Source organism: Flavobacterium sp. (genome assembly GCF_031363805.1).
GTDB lineage: Bacteria > Bacteroidota > Bacteroidia > Flavobacteriales > Flavobacteriaceae > Flavobacterium.
The window spans coordinates 16,203-29,120 of sequence record NZ_JANLVD010000020.1; the positions used below are offsets into that span (position 1 = coordinate 16,203).

18 protein-coding genes are annotated in these 12,918 nt (G+C 29.6%); 2 read left to right on the plus strand and 16 right to left on the minus strand.

Annotated elements, in window-relative coordinates:
* Window positions 1-87 precede the first annotated feature (87 nt).
* From RMN92_RS01600 to RMN92_RS01620, 5 genes are all read right to left on the minus strand, one after another.
* The gene (locus RMN92_RS01600) at window positions 88-813 is read right to left on the minus strand and encodes a YoaK family protein (RefSeq protein ID WP_309607713.1); all 726 of its coding nucleotides are present in this window, start codon (window positions 811-813) and stop codon (window positions 88-90) included.
* A 129-nt stretch (window positions 814-942) separates the two neighbouring features.
* Complete coding sequence (locus RMN92_RS01605; protein ID WP_309607714.1) at window positions 943-1,767, minus strand: DUF6920 family protein; 825 nt, start codon at window positions 1,765-1,767, stop codon at window positions 943-945.
* A gap of 7 nt (window positions 1,768-1,774) precedes the next feature.
* On the minus strand, window positions 1,775-2,452 hold the full coding sequence (locus RMN92_RS01610; RefSeq protein ID WP_309607715.1) for an ABC transporter ATP-binding protein: 678 nt from the start codon (window positions 2,450-2,452) through the stop codon (window positions 1,775-1,777).
* Window positions 2,453-2,595: 143 nt separating this feature from the next.
* Window positions 2,596-3,852 carry an FtsX-like permease family protein gene (locus tag RMN92_RS01615; RefSeq protein WP_309607716.1) on the minus strand — a complete coding sequence of 419 codons (1,257 nt, stop codon included), beginning with the start codon at window positions 3,850-3,852 and terminating at the stop codon, window positions 2,596-2,598.
* Window positions 3,849-4,931: an efflux RND transporter periplasmic adaptor subunit gene (locus RMN92_RS01620; protein ID WP_309607717.1), complete on the minus strand. Its 1,083-nt coding sequence runs from the start codon at window positions 4,929-4,931 to the stop codon at window positions 3,849-3,851. The genes RMN92_RS01615 and RMN92_RS01620 overlap by 4 nt, the downstream gene beginning before the upstream one ends.
* 444 nt (window positions 4,932-5,375) lie before the next feature.
* On the opposite strand from RMN92_RS01620, the gene RMN92_RS01625 reads away from it, so the two are divergent.
* A complete protein-coding gene (locus tag RMN92_RS01625; protein ID WP_309607718.1) occupies window positions 5,376-5,543 on the plus strand; it encodes a hypothetical protein in 168 nt (55 codons plus the stop codon).
* A 4-nt stretch (window positions 5,544-5,547) separates the two neighbouring features.
* Window positions 5,548-6,717: a phosphatidylserine/phosphatidylglycerophosphate/cardiolipin synthase family protein gene (locus tag RMN92_RS01630; protein ID WP_309607719.1), complete on the plus strand. Its 1,170-nt coding sequence runs from the start codon at window positions 5,548-5,550 to the stop codon at window positions 6,715-6,717.
* A 103-nt stretch (window positions 6,718-6,820) separates the two neighbouring features.
* Here RMN92_RS01630 and RMN92_RS01635 read toward each other — a convergent pair whose 3' ends face one another.
* The 11 genes from RMN92_RS01635 to RMN92_RS01685 form a co-directional block, all read right to left on the minus strand.
* Complete coding sequence (locus tag RMN92_RS01635; RefSeq protein WP_309607720.1) at window positions 6,821-7,831, minus strand: metal-dependent hydrolase; 1,011 nt, start codon at window positions 7,829-7,831, stop codon at window positions 6,821-6,823.
* 123 nt (window positions 7,832-7,954) lie between these two features.
* Window positions 7,955-8,443: a VOC family protein gene (locus tag RMN92_RS01640; RefSeq protein ID WP_309607721.1), complete on the minus strand. Its 489-nt coding sequence runs from the start codon at window positions 8,441-8,443 to the stop codon at window positions 7,955-7,957.
* Window positions 8,440-8,892, minus strand: a complete 453-nt coding sequence (locus tag RMN92_RS01645; RefSeq protein ID WP_309607722.1) for a hypothetical protein — start codon at window positions 8,890-8,892, stop codon at window positions 8,440-8,442. The genes RMN92_RS01640 and RMN92_RS01645 overlap by 4 nt, the downstream gene beginning before the upstream one ends.
* 12 nt (window positions 8,893-8,904) lie before the next feature.
* The gene (gene trxA, locus RMN92_RS01650) at window positions 8,905-9,207 is read right to left on the minus strand and encodes a thioredoxin (RefSeq protein ID WP_309607723.1); all 303 of its coding nucleotides are present in this window, start codon (window positions 9,205-9,207) and stop codon (window positions 8,905-8,907) included.
* Complete coding sequence (locus tag RMN92_RS01655; RefSeq protein ID WP_309607724.1) at window positions 9,204-9,566, minus strand: hypothetical protein; 363 nt, start codon at window positions 9,564-9,566, stop codon at window positions 9,204-9,206. Before RMN92_RS01655 ends, trxA begins: the two co-directional genes overlap by 4 nt.
* Window positions 9,567-9,607: 41 nt before the next feature.
* Complete coding sequence (locus RMN92_RS01660; protein WP_309607725.1) at window positions 9,608-10,330, minus strand: nitroreductase family protein; 723 nt, start codon at window positions 10,328-10,330, stop codon at window positions 9,608-9,610.
* 58 nt (window positions 10,331-10,388) lie between these two features.
* Complete coding sequence (locus RMN92_RS01665) at window positions 10,389-10,526, minus strand: hypothetical protein (RefSeq protein ID WP_309607726.1); 138 nt, start codon at window positions 10,524-10,526, stop codon at window positions 10,389-10,391.
* Window positions 10,527-10,562: 36 nt separating this feature from the next.
* Window positions 10,563-11,141: an NAD(P)H-dependent oxidoreductase gene (locus tag RMN92_RS01670; RefSeq protein WP_309607727.1), complete on the minus strand. Its 579-nt coding sequence runs from the start codon at window positions 11,139-11,141 to the stop codon at window positions 10,563-10,565.
* A gap of 11 nt (window positions 11,142-11,152) precedes the next feature.
* Complete coding sequence (locus RMN92_RS01675; RefSeq protein WP_309607728.1) at window positions 11,153-11,818, minus strand: DUF6629 family protein; 666 nt, start codon at window positions 11,816-11,818, stop codon at window positions 11,153-11,155.
* 1 nt (window position 11,819) lies between these two features.
* Window positions 11,820-12,011: a DUF6496 domain-containing protein gene (locus RMN92_RS01680; RefSeq protein ID WP_309607729.1), complete on the minus strand. Its 192-nt coding sequence runs from the start codon at window positions 12,009-12,011 to the stop codon at window positions 11,820-11,822.
* A gap of 10 nt (window positions 12,012-12,021) precedes the next feature.
* Complete coding sequence (locus tag RMN92_RS01685) at window positions 12,022-12,846, minus strand: NAD(P)H-hydrate dehydratase (protein ID WP_309607730.1); 825 nt, start codon at window positions 12,844-12,846, stop codon at window positions 12,022-12,024.
* Between the last annotated feature and the right edge of the window lie 72 nt (window positions 12,847-12,918).

A 12,918-nucleotide genomic window follows, 5' to 3' on the forward strand; every position in this document is an offset into this window, starting at 1 on the left:
TTTGATGTATAGTTAAGATACTATAAATGAATTGTAGTTTATCCAATTATGTATATAATTCAGACTGTATTATATACAAAATTGGTATTATAATCGATGCAACTTTCTATGAATTAAAACTATTTTCAATTTTAAATAATCATAAATTAATCCGAAGATTAAAAAGAATACTGCAATAAGAAGCACTTTTAATTCTAATTTCGAATAAAATACGCCACCAACTATTCCACCAATAAAAAAGAAACTTATTATTGTTAATCGCAATCTAATAGAAGAAAATAATTTTTGACATAAATCTTGTTCTTTGTAGAAAAATAATTGCGCTAATTCTATTCCTAAATCAGTGAATAGTCCAGTTAAATGGGTTGTTCTAACCACAGAATTTGAAATTTTGGTTACTAATGAATTTTGCAATCCCATTGAGAATAACAACGTACAGGCAATTACATTTGAGTAATTTTCAATTAGATTTTTACCAAACAATGCAATAAATACTAGCAACAAAATTTCTATAATTATTGGAATGATATATGTAGTATTTTCGTTTTTACGAGCCACGAATTCTACTAGAAAACTAGAAACAAATGCGCCCCAAAAAAAGAAAAATATATACAAGAAATACATAAAACCGTTCCAAAATTGATTTTGAAAAACGGCATCTACAAAAAAAGCAAAATGTCCTGTAACATTGGTTGTTAGTTTTTGAACCGCCAAAAATCCTGCAACATTGACTAATCCTGCTACAAAAGAAAGTACAGATGCAATTTGCATATTGTGTTTTGCGGTTCTGGTTTTGCCTTGATGTCGGAACATTTATATTTTTTTACACGAATTTCCAGTAATTAATTATTTTTAAAATTACACTAAATCTAAAAAAATTAGTGAAAATTAGTGCAATTCGTGTCTTACTTTTAAGTTTGAATTAATCATAATTTTGTGTTACTAAAACTTTTCAGCAATATTGTATTCAATTTTTAAAACTTCAAATTTGGCATATACTTGATCACCATCTTTCAATCGCCAAATGGCTTGATCAGAAATTGGAATTTTTACACCATTTCGTTCTTGATAATTTGCCATTTTGCAAACCCATTTTTCTTTCTTTTCGGCAGTCATAAATCGATTGCCTTCTATTTCTATTATTTCGCCAATTTTATTAAATCTGACAATAAAATCAAAAGCAGTTGTTTTATATCTGAAAGATAATTTCGCAGAACTTTCATCAATTGGTGTCCAATTTAGATAATCTGATGGCAATAAATTGGTTGGAAACCATACACTTTCTGCCAACCAGCGCTGCAATTCGCCTTCATCAAAATTAACACCTTCGGCATCAACAACATTGTAAACATTTAATAAAGTGGCGATTAATCCACCTTTTTCTTCGATAAAATAATCACGAGCAGTAAACATCGAAGTTACACCTTTCCAGATAAATTGTGGTTTTTGAGCAGAAAAATATTGTTCGCCAGTAATTTTGATGAAGTCTTTCTTTAAATCGGTTTTAAAAAATCCATTGTGTGTCAATCTCACCGAACTTATATAAGGCTGACCGTCTTTTATAACATAGTTGAAATATTTTTGAACTGGTTCAGGCAAATTTTCTAATTGATTAATGCTGTATTTCTTGTCTGAAATGTTGATTGAATTGGTAAACAATGTGGATAGTTGCTTATTAAAATTTCTTTCTAAATTGATTTTTCCTATTAATAAAATCAATAAAATACATCCGATGATGATTAATAAAGTTGTCATAGTCTTTTTCATTTTTAAGTTATTTAATTATTTTTCCGTCTTCCATTTCAATAATTCTGTGCGTTCGTTTGGCAAAATCGTTGTCGTGTGTTACAATTAAAAGCGATTGTTTGTATACCTCAGCGAGTTCTTTAAAAACTTCAAAAACAATTTCTGAGTTTTTCTTATCTAAATTTCCTGTTGGTTCGTCGCCCATAATTATTAATGGATTATTTATCAAGGCACGAGCAATGGCAACACGCTGTTTTTCGCCACCAGACAATTTGTTTGGATTATTTAATGCTTTGTCTTGAATTCCTAAAACTTTAAGTTTTTCATAGGCATTTGCTTCTACTTCTTTACTAGATAATTTTGCCAATTTTAATCCTGGTAACATTACGTTTTGCAAAACCGAAAACTCATTTAACAAATAATGAAACTGAAATACAAATCCGATTTTTTCGTTGCGAACAATCGCCAATTCGGCATCAGGTTTGTCTTTCATAGAAACAGAATCGATTTTTAAATCGCCATCGAAAGCAGTATCCATCGTAGATAAAATGTATAATAAAGTTGATTTTCCGCAACCAGATTTACCAATTATAGAAGCAAATTCACCTTTGTTTATCGAGAAATTAATATCCGTTAAAACTTTCACTTCTATGGATTCGTGAAATTTTTTTGATAAATTTATGGCTTCTAAAATTTTGGTTTCCATTTAATTTGTTTAAACCATTAAGGCATTAAGATTCATTAATTCCAACAAAATCAATATTCTAAATTCTATTTTATATATTCTTTTTTTGAAATCTGAAATCAAAAATCGTTAATCAAAAATCGTTAATCAACAATCAAAAATTTTTATTTTCCTCTTATAATTTCAACTGGATCAACTTTACTAGCTTTCAATGCTGGAAATAATCCTGCGATTGTGGTTGTAAAAAGCGCAAAAATCATACTGATGATGTAATAAATAATATTGTAATTTATAGGATATGTTTTTATTGTTGGCAACGAAGCGGTTTCAAATGGAATGATACTGATAATTGATGAAAAAATAAATCCGAACAACAATCCAAGTAATCCGCCAGCAATTCCTATAATTAATGACAATAGAATAAAAATCCATTTTACATCATTGCCTGAAAAACCAGTTGCTTTTAAAATAGCAATTGTATCCATTTTTTCGTAAATCATCATATTTAAAATATTATAAATTCCGAAACCAGCAACTAGCAATAATACCAAACCAACGGCGTAAGAAATTATGTTTCGAACTGAACTTCCAGTTTCAAATTGTGCGTTTGCGGTTTGATAATCAATGGTATCTGTATTGTATTTATCTGAAAATTCTCTGGCAACTGCTGGAGCCGATTGCATATCAAATAATTTTATTTGAATATCTGTAATATAATTTGTAGGTTCATCTAGTAGTTTTTGAGCAGTTTCAAGCGAAGTATAACTAAATGTATTGTCAATTTCAGAAATTCCAATTTGAGAAATTCCCACTACTTTTAGCATTACTAAATTCCCTCTTGACGAAGTGATATTGATATTATCGCCTTTAAGTAAAAGCATTTTTTCTGACAAACCTTTACCAATAATAATGCTATTGTTTTGAGATAAATCTGCTACATTTCCATCGATAATATTGTCTGAAGTTTTGAATAATTTTTCTTCGTGTTCGATTTCAATTCCGTTAATAACACCAGCAATTTCAATAGTTCCAGAATTAAAAAAAACTGGTGTATTTATTTTGGCAGCCACATCAATAATCCGTTTATCCAATTTTAAATCCTCAATAATTTTTTTGCTGTCGTAAATAGATTTTCCTCTGTCTTTTGGTTTTATAGAATTGATAAAATTGGTGTTATTTTTATATTTTTCAGATAACGAAATGGGTTGATTTTGAGATGGTTTTACTTCATTGTACAACCGAATGTGTGCTGTTTTGTTCAGCATTAATCCATCGAGCAAATCGTTTAAACCGTTCATAAAACTTACCAAAGCTATAAACATTGATATACTAAAAGTTACGCCAACGGCAGCAACAATAGTTTGTTTTAGTCGCGCTCGTAGCAAATGAATGGCAATATTTAATATTAGTTTATAGTTCATTCTTTGGGTTTATAAATAATTTCGTCAGCTTTTAAACCCACTAGAATTTCTACTTTTTGATAATCTGATAATCCTATTTTTACTTTTCGTTTTTCTTTTTTAGAGGTTTGAATAGAATCGCCTTTCAGCAAATAAACTTTCGGAATTGTAATAGCGTTTTTTTTAATTTGAATGATAATATTTGCTTCGGCAGAAAGATTTGGATACAATTTTTTGGGTGGATTTATAAAATGTGCTTCAATTTTGAAAGTTCTAGAACGTTCATCCATAATAGGATAAATTTTATCAATTTTGGCATTAAAAACTTGGTTTTTATAACTGTCTAATGTGATCAAAACCGATTGATTTAATTTTACACGAGCCATATCGTTTTCATCAACTTCGAGTTCTAATAAAAAAGCGTTTTTTTGACCAATAATTGCCAACGGAATTTGTGGCGTTATTAATGTTCCTTCTTTTACTAAAACATCAAAAAGTTCTCCTGAAAAAGCACTTTTTATAGCATAATCACTTTGAGTTTTTTGACCAATTTGCAATAAAATGTTGTTTTTATTTTGATCAAAATTCAATTGCAATTTTAATTGGGACAATTGTTTTTTTGAAGTTTGTAAATTTAATTGTGATGATTTGTATGCCAACGTTACTTTTTCAAAATCAACTTCAGAAATAATATTGTATTTTTTGATGCGTTTGTTTCTATCATATAAAGATTTATCAACCAGCAATTTATCACGAGACAATTGTACTTTAATTTCCATTTCTGAAATTTTATCTTGAATATAACGGTTGTCATTTTGGCTTAATTGATAAGTCAATCTTGCATTTTGGGTGTTTAACTCGGCTTTATCATTTTCTAACTCAAACAACAATTGATCTCTGGTAATTGATTGTCCAGCAACTACATCAATCTTTTTTAGAATACCACTTACACTTGAAAAAACAGTATATTGATTTTCAGATTTTATAATTCCAGAAGCATAAACACTCTCGGTAACATTACCAATTGTAGGTTTGATTTCATCGAATTTTTCTTTGCAGGAAAGAACAAATAGCAGTGTTATAAGAAATATTTTTTTCATATTTAGATCTATTTATTTATCCGCAATCTTAATAAATTCGGAAATATTACTCTAAAAATTCTTGTTTAATTACTAGTTTGTAAAGAACTTTGGCAATTTCGTTAGTCATATTTTTGAACTATTAAAGTTTACCTTTTAATATGGAATATTGGTTGTATAATTTTATAATAAAATTGTAAAATTCCAATATTATCCTAATTTCTACTTTTTTTATATAAATTATGCAATAATTATTATTAATTATATAACAATTTTAAATTTATAATAATTCACCTTTGGTATAGGGCTCAATTAAGAATTTATGAAAAAACCTCATAATATTTTAATAAATAAAAACCAAATCCACTTGACCTACTCCTAACAAAGGATAGTAATTCAAGAAGAAAAGAAGACAAACCATTTAAAAACCAATTAAATTGCTTATTAACCTCTAAATCATTAAAAATGAATTATACTGTAATAGTAATCGTAGGCATTTTAGTAATAGGTTTGGTAGTATTTACAATTGTTCGCAACCTTAAAGACAAGAAGGAATTAGAGGAAGAAATGAATAATGACTACCAAGAATCAAATGATCAAAAAGGAGATTTTGATGAAGTAGATGATTTATAAGTAAATGAAAAATTTAATCGAAAATACTTTTACCAAAAATAAAATTAAACTCATAAAAAGTGGTAAACCTTATTTTGATTTACTACTAAAACTTATATCAGAATCCATCCAAAGCATTCACATTCAAACCTATATTTTTAATGATGATGAAACTGGTAAATCAATTGTAAATGCATTGAAAATTGCTTCACAAAAAAAGGTCAAAATTTACTTGCTTGTTGATGGTTACGCATCCAAAAATTTATCGAAAATCTTTATCGAAAACTTAAAAAAGGAAAACATAAATTTTCGATTTTTTAATCCGTTGTTTAAAAATAATAATTTCTATTTCGGACGAAGATTGCATCATAAAATGATTGTTATCGATGCAAAATATGCTGTTGTTGGCGGAATGAATATTGCAGATAGATACAACGATTGTCATAATATCAAAGCTTGGCTAGATTTTGCAGTATTTCTTGAAGGCCCAATCGCCAAGGAACTTTGCATTTTATGTTGGAAAACTTGGAACGGATTTAAAGTGAATAAAACTGAAGAATATTGCAAAGAAAATAACACTTTATTCCACTTTAAAGAAAGTGAAACCTCATTAAGCCGAATTAGACGCAATGATTGGGTAAGATCCAAAAATGAAATATCAACGACTTATAAACAAATTTTAGAAACTGCCGAGAAAGAAATTACAATAATTTGCAGTTATTTTATTCCTGGAAGCAAAGCCAAAAAGTTATTGAAATTTGCCATAAATAAAGGTGTAAAAGTTAGATTAATATTAGCCAGCCAATCGGATGTGCCAATTGCAAAGTCCGCAGAACGATGGATGTACGATTGGTTACTCAGAAAAAACGTTGAAATCTATGAATATCAGCCCACTGTTTTACATGCAAAAATGTGTGTGGTTGACGAAAAATTTGTTACAATTGGTTCATATAATATCAACAATATCAGTGCTTACGCAAGTATTGAATTGAATATTGATATTAAAAACGAAAACTTTGCGAAAGAAGTTAATCAAAATTTAGATACAATTATTAAAGACAATTGTATTCAGATAACTACCGAAATATACCATAAAACGAATACTATTTTTAAGCAATTTTACCATTGGGTTAGTTATAGAATTTTCAGGATTGTGTTTTTCTTGTTTACGTTTTATTTTAAACGACAGGAATGAATTTATAAATCCTACAAGGTCTTTTTTGACCTTGTAGGTATGGAATTTAGACCTACAAGGTCAAAAAAGACCTTGTAGGACTACGAATCAAAACATAAAATATTCAATTCCCTTTCATTCTTTCAAATAAAGAAGAGAATGTTTTTTCATTCCAACCAACAAATCTGCCACGTTGTACTACAAGCGTGTTGTCATAATCTTGGTGTAGAAAATAATGAAATACGAATTTTCCTTTTGGATTTTCCCAACCTTTCATTTGTCCGAAACGTAAATCGTTAAAAACAAGTGTATCGTTATATTTTTCTATGGTATAAAAATTTTGCGAAAAACGTTTCAGTTTATATAGTTCTTCTTTATTTTCTATCTTTTGAAGTAAATTTTCGTTTCTAGTAAAATAATTAAAATCGATTGTGTTTTTAGTATCAAAAATTGATTTATAACCAACATAAAACCCATTATTATTACCTGCAACTACATACCATAAACTATTTTGAAACGGCGCTGGAGTTGTAAAATATTGCGTATAATTTATTTTTTGTTGTTGTAATTCTTGTTGGACATCATAATCAATTTTAATTTTTATGGCAATAGATATCAATAAATAGATTCCAGTAAAACCAAGTCCAAGTTTCCAGATTTTTTTTCGGTAAACGGTATTTTTTCTAAAATATATAAATGCCAAACACGCCAAAAATGTCCATATAGAAAATAGTGGATCAGCCACATAAATCATATTAAACGAAAAACGTTTGTGACTAAAAGGTTCTAACCAACCCACGCCATAATTATTGAATGCATCTAAAAAAATATGTATAAAAATAACACTTCCAAAAAATAACATCCAATGTTTTAAACTGATATTGTGCGGTCTGTGCCAATATTCTGCAAGCAAAGCAAATAGCGGCGTAATAATAATACAGAATAAAAATGAATGTGTAAACCCGCGATGTGCCAATAAATTGGAAGATGTATCCATCCAAAACGAAGCTACAAAATCGATATCCGGAATGCTTTGCGCCAATGCGCCCCACAACATTGCTTTTTTGCCCAATGTTTTTCCTGCAAATGCTTCGCCCATACAAGCGCCGAGTGCTATGTGTGTGAATGAATCCATAGTTTATGATTTTTGATTGCTGACTGTAGATTTTAGATTGCAAATTTAAAAAATGTGAAATTGACAATTAATTATTTACTCTCACTAAATCTAATATCTGAAATCTAATATCTAAAATCCTTTTTATAATTCTTTCAATAAATCTTCTAAATCCAAGGCGGCTGAATACATTACAATTGTGCCATCTTCGTTATAAAGCCATTCTTCTTTTGGTCTGTCCCAATACAATTCCACACCATTATTATCTGGATCATTCAAGTACAATGCTTGAGAAACGCCGTGATCGGCTGCGCCAGAAAATGGATATTCGGCTTTAAGAATTCGGTCATAAATAGTTGCTAAATCTTTTCGGGTTGGATATAAAATTGCGGTGTGAAACAAGCCAACACCTTTTTCGTGCGATAAAGGAAAATTTTTGCTGTACCAAGTGTTGAGTCCAATATGATGATGGTAACCACCAGCAGAAATAAATGCGGCATCTTCGCCAAACATTGTCGTAATTTCGAAACCAAGTAAATCGCAGTAAAATTCTATTGAACGTTGCAAATTTGACACTTTCAGGTGTACGTGACCGATGCGAGTTTGGGTTGGGATTTTATAATTTGTCTTCATTTTTTATAAATTTTTCTGGTTTGTGGTAATAATGCAACAATAATCATTGGTATGGAAAATAACATATAAAATGTTTGCAACCAACCAACGCCTTGAATAAAAATAGTCTCAACTTGAATCCAAATAATCAATGCAAAAGCAATATAAATACTGAATGTCCATGCCCAATGCATATCTGAAAATAGATTAAATCGTTCGGCAAATTTGGAAATTGGCTTTTTAATTAATGCAAAAACAATAAAAATAGGAAAAACACCTAAAACCAAAAATAAAATAATGCCAGGAATTAGGAAATTATCGAATGGTGAATTATCTAATATGGACAATGGCAAACCGCCAAGCAATTTACCTGATGGCGAAATTATTAAAGTTCCACCGCCACCAACTGCACTTATACCAAGGAAAGCCAAAAGTATTAAATGAATGTTTCTTGCAGTTTTTGATTTCATAATATTAAACTTTCAATTTGAATGTTGACTAATTATTTGTTCCAGATGTTTTGCAGAAAATACGCCAGATTGTCGCCATTTTATTTCCTCTTTTTTGAAAAGCATAAGTGTTGGAACACCTTTAATTTTATAGAAATTTGCCAATTCTTGGTTTTTTTCTACGTCAATTTTTATGATTTTAACTTTGTCTCCGATGTTTGCTTTAAGTTCCTTTAAAATAGGTTGCATAGTTTTACAAGGGCCACACCATTCGGCATAAAAATCGACCAAAGTTGGTGTTTCGCTATTTATGATTTCTGAAAATTTTGTTTTCATTTTGTTTCGTTTAAAGTTCTGTAAATCAATCCTAAAATTATCAATATAAAAAAAGTGGTATAAATTTTTTTATTGTATTTTGCTAACCAATTTGGAAGATAAATATCAAAACTTTCTTTTTTTGAATTAGAATATTTTCGAGCGATAATTGTAAGTGGACAAACCATTTTGAAAAATAAAAGAACAATAGATTCTAGCATAATTAATCCAAATCCGAGCCAAAAAAAAGTATCGATTTTATTCCAAATAACTTCATAAGCCATATAAAACAAAGTTATATTAAAAAACATCCAAATTATGGTGTGGATTGTTTTGATTAGAATTAGTTTGGATTGGCTATTCATTATTTGATTTCTCATTAATCACTTTCACTAATTTTATAATTGTTGATTACAATTTTCTAAATCTTTCGATACACCTCATCAAAAGGAATTCTCATTCTTTCGCCCCAAACGCCATTTTCTTGTCGAATGCCACAAGAAACCACCATATTTATTTCTGCACCATATTGCAATTTCAAAATACTTTTCACTTTTCTACTATCAAAACCTTCCATTGGGCAAGTATCATATTTTTCGTTTGCCATTGCCAACATAAATGTTTGCGCTGCCAAAGCACAAGATTTATGCACTACAACTCGCATGTCGTTTTCTGAAACTTGATACACAATTGGTCTGAAAAGCCCAACAATGTTGACTATAATTTTTCTAATAAATCCGAAAATACCAAAAAAACGGAAGTATAAAAACGGCATTATTCGATCATAATACACTTTCCAACTTTTACTTCTTTTTTCTTGTTTTATTACTGGACTGTTTTCTAGCACATTTTGAGTTTCTAACGCCATCATTTTTTTTGCTCGTTTGCGATACAAATCCTGCCTAGTTACAAAAACCACCATTTGTTGCGCAGTAGTTGCCGATTCTTGACCTAAACAAGCAATGGCTAATTTTTTCAACATTTCTGGATTTGTTATATGATAAAATTCCCAAAGTTGCATGTTGGAACTATTTGGTGCTAATGTGGCTAATTGAATACAATGTTTTACTTTTTCAACATCAATTGGCTGATTTTTGTAATGTCTAACAGAACGCCTGTAATTTATTATTTCTTCTAAAGTCATTTTATTTTTGGATTAATTCAATTTGTAGAAAATACTTTTTAAACATTTTTTTTAGCATTTATTTCGTCCAATATTTTTTGAGGTATTGGTCTGCAACTACAATTTTTTGATGTTCAATATGCCAATCTGTTCTTTGTTGCATTTTTGCATTTTTTGGCATTCGATATGCTAAATGCCATTCTTTATTAAATTTCATAAATCGCTACTTTAAACCAATTAATTTTATTTAAATTTATTTTTGTTCATATCCCAATTTCTCAACTTCATTCAACCATTTTTTTCGTTTGGCTTCATCAGATGATTTTATGGGCGAAAATGTGGTTATTTTTATTGGGTTGATTCCACAAAATTTTAGCACACCAATTTTCATAGCATTGTGTCCAGCACTTCTGTTTATCAACCAATAATACCAACTTGGAGTATCCATTGTTACTATTAATCTGGCGGTTTTTCCTTTTAGTAATTTATCCCAAAAAGGCGAATTTTCTCTATATTTAAAAGCAAATCCTGGCAAAAAAACCCTATCAATAAATCCTTTTAAAAGTGCTGGCATAGTTGCCCACCAATTTGGATAAACAAAAACCAAATGATTCGCCCACAAAATATCTTGTTGAATTTGAATTAAATCTGGCTCCAGCGGACTAATTTTTCTGTAACCATAAGTCAAAATTGGATTGAATTTCAGTTCAATCAAATGAACCAATTTCACATTTGCATTCGATTTGTACGCACCCATTTTATAACTTTCTGCAATTGCAAAACAGAAACTTTCTTTGTCTGGATGTCCATTTATTATTAAAATATTTTTCATTTTTATTGGAATTAATTGTTAGGTTTTCTTTGTAATGAATTTTTTGAAATATCCTTAATAAAAAAATAAACTATTATACTAATAATCGAAGAAAAAAAGCACCAAACAGACAGGATATAGTTTTCGTAAAAAATTTGTGTTATTAAATACGAAACAAGAATCGTGAATCCTAAAATCCACATTCGTTTGATATGCGAAAAAAATGGCGGTGCAATCGTTGCTAATGCATACAAAAAAATCCAAAAATTATTCATCAAATCAGAATAATCAAGAATGTAATTGATATGATGCCCTTCTATTACTGCTGAAACTTTATATGTTGATAAACAATATGCCAAATACAAACTCACTATAATTCCGGTTACAACCAAAAACTTTTGAATAGTTTTTCGAGTTCTAATTTTTTCGATTAATAAAATAGCAATTGGAACCCATAATGGCCAAAGAATATGTGCAAAAAACAGATATACATAGGTTGCCATTTTTTGCAAAACAAAATAATTTCCTATTGGAATTGTAAGCCACAAAATACCTTCTGCAAATTGCTGTACGCCAAAAATAAACGGAATACTTGCAAAAAAAAGTTGCGATTTATGATTAGTTTTTTTAATTGATGCAACGCCGATAACAGTAAGCACAACGCCTGCTGTGAAACTTGCTCCTGCTGAAAAACACATATTAATTCGTTTTTATATTCAATCCTTCCGCCTCGCTCAACGCAATGGCAATGGCTTGTTTTGGATTGGTTACAATAGTTTCTGTCTTGCCAGAATGCAAATCGCCTTCTTTGAATTCCTGCATTACTTGGGCAATTTTTTTCTGTTTTGGTGATAGGTTTTTCTTTGTCGGTGTTTTTTTATTGCTTTCCATGATTGTATTTTTATTTTCTAATTTTTTTAAAGGCTTTTCCAAAATTATTTATAACATCAGAAATAAGCATGCTTTCCATAGATTCACATTTTATGGTAATATCTGCTGCGAAACCATGAATAAATACACCTAAATTTGCTGCTGTTATGGGTGAATATCCTTGTGCTAAAAAGGATGTTATAATACCCGATAAAGCATCTCCAGATCCACCTTTTGCAAGTCCAGAATTTCCTGTTGTATTATAAAATAGTTGTTCTGGTGAAACAATTGCGGTACAATGGCTTTTTAAAACTATAATTAAATTATATTTTTTTGCTTTTATAATTGCGGTTTTAATTCTGTCATCGTTATTTTTATGAATTCCAAAAAGTCTATCAAATTCTCTACAATGAGGCGTAATTATTGTTTCTGATGGAATTTCACTCAGAATATTTTTATTGTTTGAAATTATGTTTAGTCCATCTGCATCTAACAACAATGGTTTTTTATAATGCGTTATCACGGAAAGAAGCAGTTCCTGAGAAACTTTATCGGTTCCTAAACCAGGACCAATTCCAATGGCAGAGAACTTATCAAAGTTATATTCATTCCCTTCCCTTATTAAAAGCATGGCTTCTGGAATGCAAGTTTGTATTATCACCCTTTCGTTTGCTGGCACACATACTGTTACTAACCCAACTCCAGAGCGAATTGCTGCTTTTGTAGCTATTACGGCTGCACCCATATATCCTTTTTTACCAGCTATGATAAGCGCGTGCCCGTATTCACTTTTTTCAGAGAATACTTCTCTTTTGTATAATTGAGATTTAATATATTTTTTTGTAAGTTTAATCATTATTATAATTTGAATTCAAAAAAGGATATTATTGCAAGCCGCAATTCTTAAAAAAAGTTTTCTTTGATAATA